Source organism: Synechococcus sp. W4D4, assembly GCF_047716805.1.
In the GTDB taxonomy this organism is placed as follows: Bacteria; Cyanobacteriota; Cyanobacteriia; order PCC-6307; family Cyanobiaceae; genus Vulcanococcus.
The window spans coordinates 997,879-1,016,158 of record NZ_CP180404.1 but is presented as its reverse complement, the minus strand read 5'-3'; the positions used below and the strand labels follow the sequence as shown (position 1 = coordinate 1,016,158).

Here is an 18,280-nt window from a genome sequence, read left to right as displayed (position 1 = left end):
TTTCCATGCTCTCCGGACCACCCGTCACCACCACGCTCAGCGCTGACCAGTTGATTGAGCGCTTTCTCAGCAGCGCTCCTCGTCAGCGCCGCACCTTGCTGCCGCAAGTCCTCAAGCGCAGCAGCGAGTGTCGTCCCTTGATTGCCGATCAGATCGATCGCTGGGATGCCACGGGCGATGACTGGGCCTGCGGTTGCTTGATTCAGCTGTTGGTCTCGCAAGACGATGCTCTGGCCCAGGCCTTCTGGGCCCGCTATCCAGACGGTTGGCTAGCGGTGACCAGCGGTCAGGGGCTGGATTACGTCCCTTTGCAGCTGGCGTTAATCCGCCAGGACTTTGAAGAAGCGGATCGGCTGACAAGCGAGCACCTTCGTCAGTTGGCCGGACCCGCCGCCGAAAAGCGGGGGTACGTCTACTACTCCGAGGTGCCGCCGATGGCCGCCGTTGATCTCGGAGGCCTCGACCGTCTGTGGGTGACCTACTCCCAAGCCCGCTTTGGTTTCTCCGTCCAACTGCGCCTTCTGCGCAGCCTGGGTAACCGCTGGGAGCAGCTCTGGCCGCGGATTGGCTGGAAGCAAGCGGGAATTTGGACCCGATACCCCAAAGCCTTTACCTGGACCCTGGAAGCCCCTGAGGGGCATATGCCCCTGGTGAACCAGCTGAGGGGAGTTCGCCTGATGGACGCCTTGCTATCCCATCCAGGGGTGCAACAACGCGTTCCTTCCTGAGGCACAGCCCCTCACTCAGGGGTAGTGTCAATTCATTCGCTGTTCCCCTCTCTGGGGCTCCATGGCGCTGCGTTGGGCTGACTACATCACCCCATCGACTCTGCACCTCGCTCCGCTCCTGGAGCTGTTGCTAGAGCCGATTCAGAGTGCAGAGCAACTGGCAAGCCTGCAGCTGGGCCTCCAAGAGGTGTTGGTCAACGCCGTGCGCCATGGCAACGGCAATGACCCGCTCAAGTGCGTGCGTGTCCGCCGAATCTTGACTCCGCGCTGGTGTGTTTTTCAAGTTCAAGACGAAGGCCCTGGCGTGCCTCCTGCCGCTCGGCAGTCCATGCTTCCCGATCAACTCGATGCCGTCACCGGTCGGGGCTTCTTTTTGATCCACCAGTGCTTTGAAGATGTGCGCTGGAGCCATAGAGGTAATCGCGTGCAGGTGGCGATCCGCCGGGCCTAGGGCGCCGCTCTAGTGACCGTGGCTGGGGCACCCGGGGTCTTTGAGGTCACCCTTCAGCCATCCGAGGGCACTCTCCACCAGGGCCGTCGCCTCTCGTCGCTGGGGACTGACACTGGCTGCAGCTGGACTGTTCTCGCGGTCAAGCAGCAGCACGAGCGCCGCGGTGAGCTGTTCTGCTGCCCGCCGCTGCGGCTGTCCCTTCAGGGCATGCCAGTCCTGGTTTCCGATTGCCAGTTTGTGGTGCAGAGCTTGTGCCAGCTGCTGACTCTCCAGGGGCCATTCCCGGGGATTTTGCTTTGCCTGTTGAGCCTGCACTGGACGGATCCGTTCGGACCAGGTCATCCTGACGCCATGCAACAGCGACCGCGTTCCCCGTATCAGCCAATTCGCTGGCTGCATCAGCTGGCCAACGTGCTGGCGACAGTTTCAGCGGCTGAACGACTTGATGCTGCTGACGAAAGCCTCCAGGCCCGCCGCCTCCGTCAACGTCTAGCGGCGGCTCAGCGACTCCTGGATCCACTGCCAAGTCCCCTGCAATCCACCGTCTGGGGAGAGCGTGCCCTCTGGCAGTTTTTGCGTTGGGGTGGTGTTGGCGCGCTTCTGGCAGTCCTCCTGAAGCGCTGAACACCCGGCTCAAGCCGTGACCTGGATCAGAGAACGCGCCGCTGGTCTTGAGCTGGGATCCAGTTCAGCGCTATCACCCATGGGTTGGTTCTGATCGGTGGCCTGACTGAGCTTTTCTCCCCGCAGCCAGGCGGCATGGAGAGCACGGCGCCGGCGATCTTCTGCCAGGACGAGGCGATCGGCTGCAACGGTCGGGCTTTCGTTGTGGCGCAGGGGAGTGCGCAGGCAAATCCCGAACCCTCGTGCTTCCACTTGAACAGCCCCTTCCATGAAGACGGTTTGGAAGGTCCAGCCCATTAGCCATCGCACCTTGAAAGGATTGCTCATCCGGGGCTTCGGTTTTGAAGACCCTATGGACTTTGCAGGCGATGGCTAGCCCTGTGTCAGGGCTTGGTGGCAGTCCAGACCCGTGTCATCAGATGGGACTGGGCACGGATGCCGCTGAAACCAGCAGCGCTCAGGCGTGCATCGATGTCATCGCTGATGTAGTCGCGGTAGTAGGGCTCGTGGAAGACGCGACGGAAGTTGTCCATCGCCACCTCAAATTGTGGCGAGTCGGCCAGTTGAACCGAATCGGCGAGCACCAGAACTCCACCGGGCTCGAGCACTCGGAAGCAGTCCTCGATCACGGCCTGCCTTGCTTCAGCCGGCAGTTCGTGCATCAAGAAGACGCAGGTCACCCCCTGCATGCTCGACTCTGCGAAGGGCATCGACTCCGCATTGCCCTGGACCAGTTGTGGCAATTCCGATGGTCGCTGGGAGAGCCAGCGGTTGGCTTGGCGCAGGTAGGCCGAGGAAAGGTCCAGACCAACCAGTTGGGCTTGGGGCAGAGCAGCTCGCAGCTGGTAGAGGGTGCGTCCCGTGCCCGTGGCCACGTCCAGGACCCGCATGGAGCTGCTGGAGCGTCCCTCAAAGGCCCGTAGCCCCTGCAGGAGAGGCTTGATCACTCGCCGCCGCATGGGATCGGCGGTGCCGTTAAACAGGATTTCGACCTGCAGGTCATAGAGCGATGCTGAGTGATCGCTCAGGTACCCATCGGTTTGATGGTGAAAGTTCTGAAGGTAGTAATCGGGGTAGTTCTCCTTTTCAACTGTGGTCGGTAGATCGCGAACGTTCCGCTCCGAACGCCTGGCCCAGGTGCTTGGCATATCCAGCCAAACCAAGGGGTAGCGGGTGGCCCAATCGCCCCAGGGTGCATCGAAGAGCAACGCAGTGGGGTAGAGACCAGCCTCGGCTTCCTGCCAGTCCACATCGAGCAAGGCTTTGTGGGAGGCCTGCAGGTCCCGCAACATTTCAGGCGGTATGGGCAGGGTCTTGGGCGCCCCATCGGGCGCCACCAGTTCCATCAGACGTGTGCTGATCTCCTTGTGGGCGACCCCAACCAGGCTCTTGCCCTGCTGCAGGGCCTCATAGGCGAGCTTGGTGACGGCATCAGCCATGGGCGAGGTCGTAGCGAAACGAAGGGGTGTCTATTTCAGCTGATCAGGCGGTGTCGTCGTGGGCCTGTATCCGACTGAACTCTGATCAAGATTGATTGAGAAACCTTCAATTCGGTAGCAACGGCTACAGAATTGAGTTGTGAAAAGGAAAGGAGAGGAGCCGATGATTGATTCCAGCCCCAGTGCTCGCTTAAACGAGCCCCACTACGTCGCTTGGGTGCGGGAGCGTCAAAAGTCCGCTCGACGTCTTTCGGGTTGGTTGTCTCAACGTCGTGCCAAGCCAGATCTCGAGCATGGGGAGCGTGTGGACTCCCAGACCTTGGTCTGGGCTGAGCGCCACGCCCACGAGCAACGTCTGCACGACAGCGCCCTTGAGCAACTGCACCACGTTTGAGGTTCAAAAAAAGCCCCGGCCTTGGCCGGGGCATCCATGAGTGCAACGCGGATCAGGCGTCGTAGTACATGGTGAATTCGTGGGGGTGGGGCCGCTGGCGCAGCTGCTGCACCTCCTCGTACTTCAGGGCAATCCAGTTGTCGATGAAGTCCTCGGTGAAGACCCCGCCGGCCAGGAGGTACTCATGGTCGGCCTTGAGGGCTTCCAGTGATCCGTTGAGCGAAGCGGGAACAGTGGCAATCTTCGCCAGTTCCTCAGCGGGCAACTCGAATAGGTCGACGTCGGTGCCGTTGCCTGGGTCGATCTGGTTTTTGATGCCGTCGATGCCGGCCATGAGCATGGCGGCAAAGCCCAGGTAGGGGTTGGCCAGGGCGTCGCCGGAGCGGAATTCCAGGCGCTTGGCCTTGGGGTTCATGCCGGTGAGCGGAATGCGAACGGCGGCAGAGCGGTTGCCCTGGGAGTACACCAGGTTCACCGGGGCCTCAAAGCCGGGTACCAAACGCTTGTAGCTGTTGGTGGTCGGGTTGGTGAAGGCCAGGAAGCTCGGTGCGTGCTTCAGAAGGCCACCGATGTACCAACGGGCGGTCTGGGAGAGATTGGCGTAGGTGCCGTCGCCCCACATCAGCGTGTCGCCGTTCTTCCAGATGCTCTGGTGGACGTGCATGCCGCTGCCGTTGTCGGCGAAGATCGGCTTGGGCATGAACGTGGCTGTTTTGCCGTACTTCTTGGCAACGTTGCGCACCACGTACTTGTAAATCATCACGTTGTCCGCCGCGGTGATGAGTTCGGCGAACTTCATTCCCAATTCGTGTTGGGACGTTGCCACCTCGTGGTGATGCTTCTCAATCGGTACACCCAAGGAACCCATGGTGAGGAGCATTTCGGTCCTCATGTCCTGAAGGGTGTCGTTCGGGGCGCAGGGGAAATAGCCCTCCTTCAGTTGGATCTTGTTGGCGAGGTTGCCGCCCTCTTCAACGCGATCGGTATTCCAGGGGTTCTCGATCGAGTCGACGCTGTAGGAGCTGGAGCCGTTGCCGCTCTTGTAACGGACGTCGTCGAAGACGAAAAATTCGGGCTCGGGGCCGAAGTAGGCCGTGTCGGCTAGGCCGGTGGAGCTCAGGTAATCCAGGGCCTTCTGGGCCAGTGCCCGGGGGCAACGGGAGTAGGGCTTGCCGCTGCGGGGCTCCTGAATCGAGCAGATCAGGCTGAGGGTTTTGTGGCCATAAAACGGATCGATCCAGGCGGTGTTCGGATCGGGCACCATCGCCATGTCCGACTCATTAATGGCTTTCCAGCCGCGGATCGACGAACCATCAAACGCCACGCCCTCGGTGAAGGCTTCTTCCTCAACCAGGTCAGGGGTGACGGTGAGGTGCTGCCACTTGCCGTGGAGATCAATGAACTTGAGGTCGATCAGTTCAATGCCTTCGTCCTTGATCTGACGGAGGACGTCCTGGGCGGTCTTGGCCATGACGCGTTGAAGTGGCTTGGTGGGTGCCCGCCTATGCCGGGCGGATCAGACGGTACGGAGCGAGGTGGAACCCTCTTTGTATCACTGGTAACCAAATGGCGGACTGATGGGCCTGGTTTGGACTGGGCATCCGGTTTGAGTAACCGTTTCTGTCAACTTCCTCAAAGGCTCGATCTGGCAAGGGATCTGGACGTTTGCCGGTGCTACGGTCCGCCGTAGGTGCGTCGATCTCCCACCCCCATGCGTGATGCCATCACCGGTCTGATCGGCCGTTACGACCAACTGGGTCGTTATTTGGATGGGTCGGCCATCGACCGGATCTCCACCTATTACTCCGAAGCTGCCCTGCGGCTGTCCGCAGTTGAACTGATCAATTGCGAAGCCGCTGAGATCGTTCGCGAGGCCAGTCAGCGACTTTGGCAAGCCGATCCAGAGCTGTTGCTGCCTGGCGGTAATGCTTACACCACGCGACGCTGGGCCGCCTGTCTGCGGGACATGGATTACTTCCTCCGCTACGCCAGCTACGCCCTTGTGGCCGACGACAGCACGATCCTCAACGAGCGTGTTCTCAATGGTCTTGATGACACCTATAAAAGTCTGGGCGTCCCCACCGGTCCCACCGTTCGCAGCATCGCCCTAATGGCCGATGTGGTCTGCGAAAAGCTCCTTGATTCCGGCGCGGCCAGTGCTGATGCGATCAATGCGGTCGTTCGAGCCCCCTTCGAGCATCTCTGCCGCGGCTTGGGCGTCACCAACGTCCGCAACCGCTGATTCGGTCGCACCTGCGACTGCGTAGTCTCAACCCATCCAGCCCCCTCCCAGGCCTTGGCTTCCACCACATCAACCGTGTCAGATCGACATCGGCTGTCGCTTGCTCCGATTGACACCCCGGAGCGTCTGTTGTTGGGACCTGGCCCCTCCAATGCGCACCCCACAGTTCTTGAGGCTCTGAGTCGATCGCCGATCGGACACTTGGATCCCCTCTACGTCGCCTTGATGGGTGAGGTCCAGGAGCTTCTTCGCTACACCTGGCAGACCGATAACCGTTTGACCCTGCCCATGAGCGGTACTGGGTCGGCGGCCATGGAAGCCACGATCGCCAACATCGTTGAGCCCGGCGACACCGTCCTGGTGGCAGTCAAGGGCTATTTCGGTCTGCGTCTTCAAGACATGGCAGGCCGCTATCGCGCGACTGTTCAGACCATCGAGAAGCCTTGGGGCGAAGCCTTCAGTCTCGACGAGATCGAAGCTGGCCTCAAGCAGCACAAGCCCAAAGTCCTGGCGATGGTTCACGCCGAGACCTCCACTGGGGTCTGCCAGCCGATGGAGGGCATCGGTGACCTTTGCCGTCAGCACGACTGCTTGCTGCTGCTCGACACCGTGACCTCCCTTGGCGCGGTTCCTCTCTACCTCGATGACTGGAAGGTCGACCTTGCCTACAGCTGCAGCCAGAAAGGACTGAGCTGCCCCCCTGGTCTGGGTCCTTTCTCCATGGGACCCCGAGCTGAGGAGAAGCTCGCGGCCCGCACTGGCAAAGTCCCCAACTGGTATCTCGACGTCAGCCTGCTCAACCAGTACTGGGGTAGCGACCGTGTGTATCACCACACCGCCCCAGTGAACATGAACTTCGGCATGCGTGAGGCTTTGCGCCTGATCGCTGAAGAAGGTTTGGAGAACGTCTGGACACGCCATCGCCGCAATGCCGAGCGCCTTTGGGCTGGTCTTGAGCGTCTCGGCCTTGAGCCCCACGTTCCTCTGGAGCTGCGGCTCCCCACCTTGACCACCGTTCGAATCCCTGAGGGTGTGGACGGCAAGGCCTTTACGACCCATCTGCTCAACACCCACGGCATCGAAGTGGGTGGTGGCCTCGGCGCTCTTGCTGGCAAGGTCTGGCGCATTGGCCTGATGGGCTACAACAGCCGCGAAGAGAACGTCGACCTGCTCCTCAACCTGCTGGAGCAGGAACTACCGGCATTCCGTTCTTCTGCGCCTGCCGTTGCTGCCGCCGTTGCCTGAACCAGGCCTCGAGGCCGCTTCGGCATTCCGGCTCCATCACCCCGCCGATCACCTCCATCCGGTGATGGGCACTCGGATCGGTCGCCAAGTTCAGGCAGCCCCCAAGGGCCCCTCGTTTGCGATCGTGGGCGCCGAAAATTACTCGGCCCATCCGCGCCTGCACCAGGGCGCCTGCGCACATGGGGCAGGGCTCCAGAGTCACGATCAAGCTGCAGTCGTTAAACCGCCAGTCCCCCCTCAGCCGCGCCGCCTGCTCAAGGGCCATCAGTTCCGCATGGCCTAGGGGGCGTTGTTCCCGTTGCCGCCGGTTCACACCCCATCCGACGGCACGTCCAAGGCTGTCAAGAACAACTGCAGCCACAGGGATTTCGCCGATCTCCCCGATCGCCGCCGCTCGGCGCAGCAGCAGCTCCATCCAACGCTCGTGCTTTTGAACCTCGTCCAAACCAGACGCCCATCTGCAGGCTTCTTGAACCATGCCAGCACGGCGGGTCCGATGACACGGGACAATGGCCGCTGAACGCTCAGGGTCTTTGGCTCACGCCCATCCGAGCCAGCCGCAGCGCAGCCTTGCCTGCTTCCCGGATCCCCTGCGGGAGGATCCGGCCTTGGAATCCTTTCTGCGTGAGGCCAGCGCTCGCCTCTGCCAGTGGTGGGCTGGATCCGCCCAGCGCTCGCCTCTCCCCCTGCTGAGCGTCCTGCCTGAACCGGGTCCCCTGCAACAGGGGCTCTCCCCAGAGGCCCTTCTCGAGGATTTGCAGTTGGTGATGGATGGGGCCTACAACCCCATTCACCCGGGTGCGATGGCTCACCTGGATCCCCCGCCACTGACCGCTTCGGTGGCGGCTGATCTGGTCTGTGCTGGGCTCAATAACAACCTGCTGGCTGAGGAGCTGTCCCCGAGCCTCTCGCGCTTGGAGCGCAGCTTGACGACCTGGATGGCGGAGCAGCTCGGCTTGGGTGAATCGGCCGGCGGTGTCGCCGCCAGCGGCGGCAGCTTGAGCAATTTGATGGCCTTGGTTGTGGCTCGTCACCAGGCCGGCCTCGCTGAGGCTCAAGGCCTGACTGTGTTTTGCAGCGCCGATGCCCACGTGTCAATCGCCAAGGCCTGGATGGTGATGGGCCTGCCCAAGCAGAGCCTGCAGACCATCGAGACCGACGCAGAAGGGCGTCTTTCTCCAGATGCGCTCGCCCAGGCCCTGAAGGATGCTGAGCGGGATGGTCGCCGTGTCTTGGCTGTCGTCGCCACGGCTGGGACCACGGTGCGTGGAGCCGTCGATCCGCTGGCGTCGATTTCCGACCTGTGCCGCCTCCATGGTGTTTGGCTCCATGTCGATGGTGCGATTGGCGCGGTCTTTGGCCTGAGCCAGAGCCACAAGCAGTTGGTCCCCGATCTCGATCGAGCGGATTCTTTAACAGTGAATCCGCAAAAGCTGCTGGGCATCACCAAGACCTCATCCCTGCTCCTCCTTAAACGTCCGGAGCTGTTGGCCTCTTGTTTTGGAACTGGTTTGCCTTACATGGAGCCCAGTTGGGCGGACGCCCATGGCGGCGAATGCGGGCTGCAGGGCACAAGGCCTGCCGAGATTCTCAAACTCTGGCTTGGACTTCGTCAGCTCGGGCTTGATGGCATTGAGAGCCTGCTGCATGGCGCCCTTCAGCGCCGCGCAGAGCTTCAGCAGCACCTCTCAGCCTTGCCCTTGATGCTGCGCAGTGGTCCACTGCACTTGCTTGCATTTACGCCATCGGCGCTGGAGGCCCACGAGGCTGAGCGTTGGTCCATCCAGACCAGGCAGCAGTTGCTGGAGCAGCAGCTCATGCTGTCTCGACCGCTCTACGCCGGTCGGCATCACCTCAAAGCTGTCCTCGGTAATCCCCACACCCGTTCCAGTGACCTTGCCGCTGTGGCATCGGTCATTCAGCAATCCTTGGCCCCCGCCTGAGATGAATCAACCCAATCCCCAAGGTCGCTGGGTCGCAATCGTGACTGGTGCGATTTCGATCCTCATTGCCGTTGCTTACCTGGCGTTCATCACCGTCTTGGATGCCCGCGGTCCCATGCAACCGCCGCCGCCGGAGGCCTTCAACGATGCGGGGGGCGTGGCGGCAATTGCCCCTGCTTTCCCTGACGCTGAAGCGGTTCGACCACTCGGTTCATCGCTGCCGTCAGGAAAGCATTGAGGGCAGATTCGCGCTTGTTGAGGTCGTACTGCCGTTGCACGACTTCCTGGATTCCGCCGTCCCCCCAATCCTGATCCTGTTGGAAGTAGGTCATGAAGCTGCGGCCAGCGATTCGTGTGAGCCAGCCCGCTCCTACCGCCTGAATCGCACGACTCACCAGGAGGGCCGGCAGATTCAGGCTGAGGGCAGCACTGATCAGGCTGATTCCCCCTTTAATCAGCCCCAGGCTCGCCAAGGTCCGTCCGACGGAGACCGCCAATTCCTGTGCGGAAGCTTTGGAGAGGCTCACGCCATAGACGCGGCCGATTTCCATGACCATTTGGGCATTGACTGCAGCGGCCCCGAGTAAGTCGATGCCAGGTAGAGGTGTTGCTGCTAGAACCCCGGCGCTGATCCAGCTGTAGCGATCCACCACGGCTTCAGCATCGAGCTGACGCTGCTGGCCAAGCAGCCGACGTCCCGCATCGCTCAGCCTGCTGCTTTGCATGAGGATGTTGTCGGCAATTAGCTCCTCACCGTCGCTATGGAGGACTTGAGCGATCCTTCGCAGGAGACGATCAATTTCCGGGGGCGGCTGGAGGGGTTGACCTCCCGGCATCGGAACCGACTGCGGAGAGGCACTCGCGGTCAAGACGTCCTCTGCTGCGATGCGCCCTTGCGTTCTGCGCTGCAGGAGTTCGAGCAAGCGTTTCTCCTCGTCCTCACCACGTAGGTCGCACTTGTTCAGCACCAGTAACAGCCGCTTGCCAAGGCTGGAAAGGGCCGCAAAGACCTCCAACTCAGCGGCCCGTAGGTCCCCATCGACCACCAGCAGGAGCAGGTCGGCATTGGCGGCTTGATCACGGGCCATTTGCTCTCGCTTTTGCCCCTCGATGCCGGCTTCCAAAATCCCTGGTGTATCCACCAGACGAATGCCTCGCTCCAGGTTGCGCAGGCGCAGGCGATAGCTCGTTGTGGTGCTGGTCGATCCCATCGCGGCCCCGACCTCACCCACGACATCGCGGAGGAGGGCGCGAATGAGTGATGTTTTGCCGGCTGATCCGGTGCCAAAGACCACAATCACCAGATCACCGCGTTCCAGCTCAGCGGCAACCCGTTCCCTCTCTTGTTGCAGGGCCTCACGCTGCACTTCATTGCGGATGCGCTGCAGGAGTGAATCGATCCCGGCGAGATTTTTTTGGACGGCCTCCTGGCGATTGACCGGTGCTTCGATCCGTTGGCTGGACACTGGGTTGGGCTCTTTGAAGACCTGCCAACCCGAGCGCCTGAGGTTGTTGAACCAAGGCCAGGCAAAGCGAGCGATCAGCAGAGCCGCTCCGCCGAAGAGCAGCAAACTGAACGGACCGACGAGCCAACTGGGCAGCAAATAGCTCAGCTGCCAGAGCAGATTGTTGACCGCCTGGAGAACGGCGGTCACCACGACCAAGACCCCTAGGGCTAGGCCGAGCCACAGCCAGATTCGACCAGGGGGTTTCATGGCAGCACCTGTTGGTGGAGGTCAATGGTGCCTCGACCACACGGACTGATCATCTCTGTGATTAACGCCTTCGCCAAGCAGGCAACACTGATAACGCCAGGCAAAGAATCGCGAGGTTGATGGCGACATCGGCCACGTTGAAGATCGGGAAGCTGATCGGAACAAACTCCAGGAAATCCACGACCCGACCCAAGCGCCAGCGGTCGATCCCATTGCCGATGGCGCCACCCAGCAGGAAGCCGAGGCCCATGGCTTGCCAGCGACCGAGTGGTCCGCTGGTTTTGATCCAGACCACCAAACCCACCGCAACAGCCAGGCTCACGAGCCCTAGCAGTTGCGCGTTGCCTTCGAGCATGCTGAAGGCGGCTCCAGAGTTAAAAATCAGCTGCAGTTGGAGCAGACCGGGGATCAGTGGGCGGATGCCAACTCCGGCCAGATGATCCATGGCCCAGGCCTTGCTGAGCTGGTCGATCAGCACGACGGCGATGGCGATCCAGTAGCTCGGTGCCATCAACGCTCCAGCAACAACAGGCGTCGAGTCGGCCAAGCCAGCACGGCAACCGCGCAGCACAGCAGCAGTTGAGGGAGCAGAGGACCAAGGCTGTAGGTCAAGACAAGCTGCGGCAGTTGTCCACCCCAACGTTGAAAAATGCCCCCCAGCAGCAGGTTGGCGAGGCCACAGCCCTGCAGGATGAGTAGTCCCAAAACTGCTGCGCCCAGAAGATTCAGCAGATCATCCATGTCCTGCTGTTGTGCGAGGCGTCCGGTCAGCCAGGCCGCAGGTAGGAACCCCGCCAGGTAGCCAAAAGCTGGGTCGCTGAGATAACTCAGTCCCCCTCCTCCTTGAAAGACGGGTAGTTGGAACAGCCCCAAGCTGATGTAGGCCATGCCGGCCAACATGGCCGGTCGGTGCCCGCAGACCAGGGCCGTGAAGAGGAGCGCCGGCACCTGCAAGGTCATCGGCAACGGCAGCAGCGACACGCCTTGCTCCCCGGGCCATGGGATTGCGGCTTGAATTAACCCGCCACAGAGGATGAGTAGCAATCCGGCGAGGGCACCACTCCAGTTGGCAAGGGCGCGCACAGTTGGCCTCTCAGTGCGACCATCCTGCAGGAGAGTGGTGGTCTTGCAAGGACCGATGTCTCAGGAATCCATCAGCGTTGGCACCCAGGTGCGGCTTCTGCAGCAACCCAGCTACCTCAAAACCGCCGATGCCATGTCGATGCTGCGTCCCCCAGACCTCATCGATGCCGGTGAGATCGGCCAGGTTGTGGCCCTGAAGGCGATGGATCAAGTCGCCGTTCGCTTTCGTCGCGGCACCTTCTTGCTGGAGCTGACGCAGCTGGAGTCGGTTTAAGAGCGGTTCAGCGGGTGCTGATTCCAAACTGCCGCGGCTGATGCCAGAGCTTCCTTGGGGCCGCAAAGGCTTAAGCAAGGATTCTGCAGGAGATCCACTGCGGCTTGATGCAGGTCAGTTGGGCTGAGCTCTTCGGCTTCGGTCAGGCAGCGATCCGCAAAATCGAAGGGAAGACCATGTCCCAGGACCAGGGCATGGCGATCGGCGATTTGACTGCAGGTTTGGCGGCCTAAGGCTTCCTGGCCTCTGAACTTGGCCTTGGCCAAGTTGAGTTGTTCTTCGCTGATGGGCTCCTGAAGCAGGCGCCACCATTCATTGAGGAGTTCTTGGGTGGCCTCCTTGGCCCGATCACTGGAGCTGGAGAGATGAAAAACAAAGGGTGCATCCCCCAGACGGGCCGGGTAGTGCACGCCCACGTCGTAGGCCAAGCCGTTTTCTTCCCGCAGAGCCACAAACAGTCGACTGGACATACCGATGCCCAAGTGGCAGTGGAGGAGCCGTAGCGCGAGCGCCTGGTCACTGCCGAGCGGACCGGTGGTGGTCCCCAGCATCAGCACCAATTGCTCAGTGTTATCCAGGTTGCTGGCCAGTGAGCCCCGCTTGAGCCCGCTGGCTCCGGCTTTGCGCACAGGTGACTGTGTGCTCCAGGCCTGACCGTCGAGTTCCTGCAGCAGCAGTTGCTCAGGCTGTGATGGGATCTGTCCAGCCAACACGAGTACGGCCCCCTCGAGACCCAGCTGGCGAGTCATCTGCTCGAGCTGCGGCCGTCCCAGTTGGGCGAGTTCGGCTTCAACCCCGAGGGGGTCATGGCCGTAGGGCCCTGAGCCATAGAGCTGCTGACGCAACTGGTCATGGGCGACTTGGAATGGGTCTTCCTTCTGCCGTTGCAGCGTTTGCAGATTGAGTTGGCGCTCGAGCGTGATTTGATCCTCGACCAACCACGGGGCTGTCACCATCTGCAGGATCAGTGGCAGCAGCAAAGCGGCGTCATCACTGGCGCATTTGAGGCTGATCAAGGTGCCGTCCTCGGCTGCTTCGCAGCGCAGTCCCGCCCCCCGTCCCTCCACGAGATCAGCCAGAGCGTCACCACTGAGACGGCCGCAGCCACGGCTGAGCACCCCGGCCAGCAATTGAGAAACACCACGCTGGCCAACGGGGTCGGCGCTACTTCCGCCTCGGATCCAGAGCTTGGCCGAGAGGATCGCCGGCCCAGGCCGCTCGATCAGCCACAGCGGACAACCTCCGCTCAGGGAAAGCTGTTGTGTGCCGCCTGTGCTCACGCTGGGACGGCCTCCAAAACGAAGGCATGCTGCGGTTGAAGTTGGGGAATGACTTCCTTCACCAGGCGCTGGCTATCCCATTCATTCAGCCAGTCCAGCGGTGCTTGCAGATTGTGTTTGCGATCCCACAGAGCGCTGTTGCCCACCATGGCCGCGACGGCGCTGGGGGCTTCCAGGCTGAAGCGGTAGCCGTTCCCCACCAGCCGACGGGCACGATCCATCTCCGCATCGCTGGGGATCTCCTGTTGCAGTTCCAGCAGGACGGCATTGATCTCAGCGCGGACGGCGCTGAGGTGTTCGGGCTCGCAGACCGCCTCCAGTAAGACAAGGCATCCCGACTCCAACACATTCAGGTCCAGATCAATGCTCTCCACGAGGCGCAGCTGTTCCCGTAGACGCTCCACCAGTCGACTGCGCCGTCCCTCCGCCAACAGCGTGGTCAGCAGATCTCCGCCAACCACGCTCATCTGATCCGCAGCACCCGGCAAGGGCCAGGCCATCAATAGACGTGCGGCCTCGAGGCGAGGGAGCTCTAGACGGTCTTCACCGGGAGCGAACTGAAGGGGAGTCGGGCGGGCATCGCCCTTGGATGCTTGCAATCCCGCCAGGGCTGAGCGCGACAGTTGCTCATCAAGTTGCAGTGCCGCTAGGGGGCCGGCAACGGAGAGACAGCAACGGTCGGCCCGGTAATGACGCCCGTGGAAAGCCGCCATGGCTTCCGGTGTGTGGCTCAGGAGTGCATCCCGTTCGCCAAGGATGGGTTTGCCATAGGCGTGATTCAGGCAGCTTTGCCGGAGGAGCTGCTGAAAGGCCACTTCTTCAGGCTGATCTTCGCTCTGGGCGAGTTCCTCGAGCACCACCTGGCGCTCCATGTCGAAATCGGCATGGTCCAGCCTGGGTTGAAGGACCAAATCCGTTAACAGCCCCAGCGCTTCTGCACAGGCTTCCGGTGGAATCAGCACGTGGTAGTGCACGTCATCGAATCCCGTTGCGGCGTTGCTGTTCCCGCCAAGCGCCTCGATGCGCTGGTCAAACTCCCCCGCCTGAAGCGCCCGACTGCCCTTAAACACCATGTGCTCGAGGAAGTGGGCGATACCCGACTCCTCTGGAGCCTCAACCCCACTGCCAGCCCGGCACCAGAAGTCGAGGCAGACCACTGGCGCATTGGGTAGATCGAGTTGCACCAGAGCCGTTCCGTTGGCGAGCTGACCACGCTGCGGTTCAGGCAGCGGAGCGGTGTTCAGACCTGACAACGGATCGCGAACCTGTGGTTTGCCCCATTCTGCTGGCAGGATCGCCAGGACGGTCGCCTTCTCAGCCCCGATGAGTTCTGCAGCCCTCGGCATTCATCCGCTTGTTGATGGGCTGGCCGATCGAATTCGTCAGCAGTGGGCGTCATTGCCGGAGGTGCAGCCCCTGGCGGTTGATCCCCAACTGGAGGCCATCAGCGGCAGCCTCGATGGGGAAGATCTGTTTATCCGCAATGAGCTGCGCTCCAGCCGCGGCTTACGCAAATTGCATCTGGAAACCGCTCGACTTGGGGCTGGTCTCCAGATTCTCCATTGCGTGTTCTTCCCCGACCCTCGCTTCGACCTGCCTGTTTTTGGCGCAGATATCGTTGCGGGCCGTGGCGTGGTCTCTGCCGCCATTGTTGATCTTTCGCCTGTCGATGGAACCCTTCCGCGGGCGATCTTGCAGCGGCTCGAGGCCCTTCCCAAGCGCAGATTTAGCCAAGAGCGTGAGCTGCCGGAATGGGGCACGATCTTCTCTCCCTATGTCTGCTTTGTTCGTCCCGCCGATGACGAGGAGGAACAACGCTTCATTGAAGTGGTGAGTGATTTCCTTCAGGTCTTGGGCGAGGCCAGCAGGGAAGCAACCGCTCAGCCCATCGATCACCCAGATACCGTGAGGAGATATAGCGGCCAGCTCTCCTATTGCCAGCAACAGAAGCGCAACGACAAAACCCGCCGCGTTCTGGAGAAGGCGTTCAATCCGGAGTGGGCCGATCGCTACATCGAAGAATTGCTTTTCGACGATCCATTGCCCCTGCAGTGATGTTGCGGTGGGTTCAGCGGCATCCCTGGCGCAGCGCCGGAGGCGCCGCGGCCTTGGTGCTGGCTTTTGTCGCGATTGGTCGTGTCTTTGACCGCCCTGCGGCGCCCCCTCCGCCCCCGGTTGTTCAGCCCAGGATTGAATCCGTTTCGGCCTTAGGCCGCTTAGAGCCGGCCGGGGACGTCCGCCAACTGGCCGCGCCCATGGGCTCCATGGGCGGGAGTCCGCGCCTCAGCAGCCTCTCTGTACAAGAGGGGGACCGTGTGAAACGCGGTCAACTTTTGGCGACGTTCGATAACCGTCCGGGCCTATTGGCTGACCTGGCGGCGATCAATGCTCGGATCAGCACCCTGGATCGCGAGATTGCGATGCAGCAGAGAGAGGTCGGTCGCTACCAGCAGGCTGCTCGCGAAGGCGCGGCTTCCATGGTGGTGCTGGAGGAGAAGCAAGACGAGCTCGTCAAGCTCGAAGGTCAACGCCGCCAAGCCCTGGCGGAGCGCCGTGGTGTGGAGGTGGACCTCAAGGACAGCCAACTCCGTTCACCGATCGACGGCACCATCTTGCGGATCTACGCCAGGCCCGGCGAGCGTCCAGGTTCCGAGGGGATCCTGGCGGTTGGTGCCAGCGATCGTATGGAGGCGATTGCTGAGGTTTACGAAAGTGACATCGGTCGAATTCGCTTGGGCCAGAGCGCTTCGTTGATCAGCGAAAACGGAGGTTTCAGCGGCAAGTTGAAGGCCGAGGTCGTGCGCATCTCCCCGCAAATCAGGCAGCGGGATGTGCTCTCAACGGACCCCACAGGGGATGCGGATGCCCGCATTGTCGAAGTTCGACTGGCCTTGGACCCGGCTGATGCCAAGCGGGTTCAACAGCTTTCAGGCCTCAAGATCATCGCTCGCTTTGATCCGTGAGTGTCCAGCGTTGGTTTGAGGGAGCCTTGCAACGCCGGCGTATCCCACTGGCCCTCTTGCTGCTGACCCGGCAGCCCGTGCGATTGGCCGTTGCTCTTGCAGGCATCAGCTTCGCAGGAATTTTGATGTTCATGCAGTTGGGTTTTCGAGACGGCCTGTTTGATGCGAGCGTCACGATTCACCGGCTGTTTGATGCCGATCTGGTCTTGATCAGTCCCCGCTCCACCAGTTCGGTGAGCATGGCGGGCTTTCCAAAACGCCGTTTGGTTCAGACCATGGCGGCGGCTGAGGTTGAGGGCATCACGCCTGTGCACTGGAACCTCCTGCTTTGGCGCAACCCGCAGACACGGGGCACACGCTCGATCCTCACCTTGGGCTTCGAGCCCAACGATCCCCTATTCACGGATCCCTCGCTGGCCCCAAAGGCCCGTGCTCTGACCCAAAAAGGACGTGTTCTGTTTGACGAGCAGTCCCGCCCTGAATTCGGTCCGGTGGCGGAGTGGTTTCGCGAAGGCCGCACCGTGGAGAGTGAAATCGCTGGCAAGCGCGTCCGAGTGGCCGGTCTGGTGGGCCTGGGCACCTCCTTTGGGGCTGATGGGAATCTGCTCACGAGTTCGGAGACCTTTATTGATCTCCTCCCCAATACCCCCCCCGGCAGTATTGAGGTCGGACTGGTTCGACTGAAGCCCGGCAGTGATCCCGAGGCCGTGGCGCAACGTTTACAGGCTCAGCTCCCCAGCGATGTGAAGGTGTTGACCAAGCAGGGCTTCATTGATTTCGAGCAGAACTACTGGCGCACCAGTACCTCCATCGGTTTCATCTTCACCCTGGGTGCTGCCATGGGTTTTGTGGTCGGCTGCGTGATCGTTTATCAGGTCCTCTATTCCGATGTGAGTGACCACCTTCCGGAATACGCGACCTTGATGGCCATGGGCTACAAGTTGCCCAGCCTGCTCGGGGTGGTTGCCCGCGAAGGTCTACTGCTGGCCGCCTTCGGTTACCTCCCGGCCTATGCCGCAGGCCAGGGGCTCTATTGGCTTGTGCGCTCCGCGACGCAACTCCCGGTGTTCATGAACTCCACACGAGCGATCACCGTGTTCACCATGATTTTGGTGATGTGTATGGCTTCGGCCGGGCTCGCCATGCGGCGTCTGGCTGACGCGGATCCTGCAGAGATTTTCTGAACTGATGGCTCCCTCTGCTGCAGTCGATCTCCGCGAGCTTTCCCACTTTTATGGAGCGGGAACCATGCGCCGTCAGGTGCTCCAGGGCGTCAATTTGACCGTCGCAGCAGGAGAGGTCGTCCTCCTGACTGGACCCTCGGGTTGTGGCAAGACCACGCTATTGACCCTGGTTGGCGCCCTTCGCTCCGTTCAGGAGGGATCTGTGGAGGTGCTGGGCCAACAACTGGCTGGAGCCAGTCGCCGCGAGCGCCAGCGCCTTCGCCGCTCCATCGGCATGATTTTTCAGGGTCACAATCTTTTGCGCTGCCTCACAGCAGAACAGAACGTGCAGATGGGGTCCGATTTGTTGCCCGGCCTGAGCTATCGCGTCCGGCGCGATCAATCCAGGGAATGGTTGCGGGCCGTGGGTCTCGGTGACGAGCTCAATAAATTGCCCCATGACCTCTCCGGTGGTCAGAAGCAGCGGGTCGCGATTGCCCGTGCTCTTGCGGCTCATCCGCGCCTGCTCCTGGCCGATGAACCAACCGCAGCGTTGGATTCGCAAACGGGCCGAGAAGTCGTGGAGCTGCTCAGGCGTCTGGCCCGGGATCAGGGTTGTGCCGTCTTGATGGTTACCCATGACCCGCGGATTTTGGATATCGCGGATCGCCTGGTGCGCATGGAAGACGGCCGTCTGTTTGAGGATGCAAAACCGGCCCTCTCTGCCCACCGTTGA

General features: G+C 61.5%; 22 protein-coding genes. 12 read left to right on the top strand and 10 right to left on the bottom strand.

The genetic code is table 11. The annotated features are described in order from the left end of the window. Positions 1 to 5 precede the first annotated feature (5 nt). Both ACLM42_RS05470 and ACLM42_RS05465 read left to right on the top strand, forming a co-directional pair. Positions 6 to 728, top strand: coding sequence for a GUN4 domain-containing protein (locus ACLM42_RS05470; RefSeq protein WP_415399987.1), 723 nt, complete (start codon positions 6 to 8; stop codon positions 726 to 728). A gap of 61 nt (positions 729 to 789) precedes the next feature. After that, a complete protein-coding gene (locus ACLM42_RS05465) occupies positions 790 to 1,179 on the top strand; it encodes an ATP-binding protein (RefSeq protein WP_247910922.1) in 390 nt (129 codons plus the stop codon). Between the two features lie 9 nt (positions 1,180 to 1,188). On the opposite strand, the gene ACLM42_RS05460 is transcribed toward ACLM42_RS05465, so the two are convergent. Then, positions 1,189 to 1,521: a DUF6439 family protein gene (locus ACLM42_RS05460; protein WP_247910924.1), complete on the bottom strand. Its 333-nt coding sequence runs from the start codon at positions 1,519 to 1,521 to the stop codon at positions 1,189 to 1,191. Positions 1,522 to 1,530: 9 nt separating this feature from the next. Between ACLM42_RS05460 and ACLM42_RS05455 the strand changes: the two genes are divergently transcribed. Beyond that, entirely contained in the window at positions 1,531 to 1,803 is a 273-nt protein-coding gene (locus ACLM42_RS05455) for a hypothetical protein (protein WP_247910925.1), read from the top strand. Positions 1,804 to 1,812: 9 nt separating this feature from the next. On the opposite strand, the gene ACLM42_RS05450 is transcribed toward ACLM42_RS05455, so the two are convergent. Both ACLM42_RS05450 and ACLM42_RS05445 read right to left on the bottom strand, forming a co-directional pair. Beyond that, positions 1,813 to 2,130, bottom strand: coding sequence for a copper-binding protein (locus ACLM42_RS05450; RefSeq protein WP_247910926.1), 318 nt, complete (start codon positions 2,128 to 2,130; stop codon positions 1,813 to 1,815). Between the two features lie 56 nt (positions 2,131 to 2,186). Continuing rightward, positions 2,187 to 3,242, bottom strand: a complete 1,056-nt coding sequence (locus ACLM42_RS05445; RefSeq protein ID WP_247910928.1) for a class I SAM-dependent methyltransferase — start codon at positions 3,240 to 3,242, stop codon at positions 2,187 to 2,189. A 163-nt stretch (positions 3,243 to 3,405) separates the two neighbouring features. Between ACLM42_RS05445 and ACLM42_RS05440 the strand changes: the two genes are divergently transcribed. Continuing rightward, entirely contained in the window at positions 3,406 to 3,636 is a 231-nt protein-coding gene (locus ACLM42_RS05440) for a hypothetical protein (RefSeq protein WP_247910929.1), read from the top strand. Between the two features lie 52 nt (positions 3,637 to 3,688). Here the strand turns inward: ACLM42_RS05440 and glnA are convergent, their stop codons facing one another. Further along, positions 3,689 to 5,107: a type I glutamate--ammonia ligase gene (gene glnA / locus ACLM42_RS05435; RefSeq protein ID WP_247910931.1), complete on the bottom strand. Its 1,419-nt coding sequence runs from the start codon at positions 5,105 to 5,107 to the stop codon at positions 3,689 to 3,691. A gap of 240 nt (positions 5,108 to 5,347) precedes the next feature. On the opposite strand from glnA, the gene ACLM42_RS05430 reads away from it, so the two are divergent. Together ACLM42_RS05430 and ACLM42_RS05425 are read left to right on the top strand one after the other, a co-directional pair. Beyond that, the gene (locus tag ACLM42_RS05430) at positions 5,348 to 5,878 is read left to right on the top strand and encodes an allophycocyanin subunit beta (RefSeq protein ID WP_247910932.1); all 531 of its coding nucleotides are present in this window, start codon (positions 5,348 to 5,350) and stop codon (positions 5,876 to 5,878) included. 54 nt (positions 5,879 to 5,932) lie between these two features. Continuing rightward, on the top strand, positions 5,933 to 7,123 hold the full coding sequence (locus ACLM42_RS05425) for a pyridoxal-phosphate-dependent aminotransferase family protein (RefSeq protein ID WP_247910933.1): 1,191 nt from the start codon (positions 5,933 to 5,935) through the stop codon (positions 7,121 to 7,123). Here ACLM42_RS05425 and ACLM42_RS05420 read toward each other — a convergent pair. After that, a complete protein-coding gene (locus tag ACLM42_RS05420; protein WP_247910934.1) occupies positions 7,053 to 7,601 on the bottom strand; it encodes a nucleoside deaminase in 549 nt (182 codons plus the stop codon). The genes ACLM42_RS05425 and ACLM42_RS05420 overlap by 71 nt on opposite strands. Before the next feature lie 31 nt (positions 7,602 to 7,632). On the opposite strand from ACLM42_RS05420, the gene ACLM42_RS05415 reads away from it, so the two are divergent. Beyond that, positions 7,633 to 9,066, top strand: coding sequence for a pyridoxal phosphate-dependent decarboxylase family protein (locus ACLM42_RS05415; protein ID WP_415399986.1), 1,434 nt, complete (start codon positions 7,633 to 7,635; stop codon positions 9,064 to 9,066). A gap of 140 nt (positions 9,067 to 9,206) precedes the next feature. Here ACLM42_RS05415 and ACLM42_RS05410 read toward each other — a convergent pair whose 3' ends face one another. The 3 genes from ACLM42_RS05410 to ACLM42_RS05400 all read right to left on the bottom strand — a co-directional run bounded on the left by ACLM42_RS05410 (position 9,207) and on the right by ACLM42_RS05400 (position 11,864). Further along, positions 9,207 to 10,781 (bottom strand): GTP-binding protein, encoded by a 1,575-nt coding sequence (locus tag ACLM42_RS05410; RefSeq protein WP_247910936.1) that lies wholly within the window; start codon positions 10,779 to 10,781, stop codon positions 9,207 to 9,209. 61 nt (positions 10,782 to 10,842) lie between these two features. After that, a complete protein-coding gene (gene lspA, locus ACLM42_RS05405; RefSeq protein ID WP_247910937.1) occupies positions 10,843 to 11,292 on the bottom strand; it encodes a signal peptidase II in 450 nt (149 codons plus the stop codon). After that, positions 11,292 to 11,864, bottom strand: coding sequence for a biotin transporter BioY (locus ACLM42_RS05400; protein ID WP_247910938.1), 573 nt, complete (start codon positions 11,862 to 11,864; stop codon positions 11,292 to 11,294). The genes lspA and ACLM42_RS05400 overlap by 1 nt, the downstream gene beginning before the upstream one ends. A 55-nt stretch (positions 11,865 to 11,919) precedes the next feature. On the opposite strand from ACLM42_RS05400, the gene ACLM42_RS05395 reads away from it, so the two are divergent. Continuing rightward, positions 11,920 to 12,138, top strand: a complete 219-nt coding sequence (locus ACLM42_RS05395) for a DUF3148 domain-containing protein (RefSeq protein ID WP_247910939.1) — start codon at positions 11,920 to 11,922, stop codon at positions 12,136 to 12,138. On the opposite strand, the gene ACLM42_RS05390 is transcribed toward ACLM42_RS05395, so the two are convergent. Then, a complete protein-coding gene (locus tag ACLM42_RS05390) occupies positions 12,135 to 13,418 on the bottom strand; it encodes a M16 family metallopeptidase (protein ID WP_415399985.1) in 1,284 nt (427 codons plus the stop codon). The genes ACLM42_RS05395 and ACLM42_RS05390 overlap by 4 nt on opposite strands. Continuing rightward, positions 13,415 to 14,764, bottom strand: coding sequence for a M16 family metallopeptidase (locus ACLM42_RS05385; protein ID WP_415399984.1), 1,350 nt, complete (start codon positions 14,762 to 14,764; stop codon positions 13,415 to 13,417). Before ACLM42_RS05385 ends, ACLM42_RS05390 begins: the two co-directional genes overlap by 4 nt. Here ACLM42_RS05385 and ACLM42_RS05380 point away from each other — a divergent pair. From ACLM42_RS05380 to ACLM42_RS05365, 4 genes are read left to right on the top strand one after another with little or no spacing between them, the layout of a single operon-like run. Then, positions 14,742 to 15,473: a phycocyanobilin:ferredoxin oxidoreductase gene (locus tag ACLM42_RS05380; RefSeq protein WP_247910942.1), complete on the top strand. Its 732-nt coding sequence runs from the start codon at positions 14,742 to 14,744 to the stop codon at positions 15,471 to 15,473. The genes ACLM42_RS05385 and ACLM42_RS05380 overlap by 23 nt on opposite strands. After that, positions 15,473 to 16,381, top strand: coding sequence for an HlyD family efflux transporter periplasmic adaptor subunit (locus ACLM42_RS05375; protein ID WP_415399983.1), 909 nt, complete (start codon positions 15,473 to 15,475; stop codon positions 16,379 to 16,381). The genes ACLM42_RS05380 and ACLM42_RS05375 overlap by 1 nt, the downstream gene beginning before the upstream one ends. Then, a complete protein-coding gene (gene devC, locus ACLM42_RS05370; protein ID WP_415399982.1) occupies positions 16,378 to 17,565 on the top strand; it encodes an ABC transporter permease DevC in 1,188 nt (395 codons plus the stop codon). The genes ACLM42_RS05375 and devC overlap by 4 nt, the downstream gene beginning before the upstream one ends. A gap of 4 nt (positions 17,566 to 17,569) precedes the next feature. Further along, complete coding sequence (locus tag ACLM42_RS05365; protein ID WP_247910944.1) at positions 17,570 to 18,280, top strand: DevA family ABC transporter ATP-binding protein; 711 nt, start codon at positions 17,570 to 17,572, stop codon at positions 18,278 to 18,280.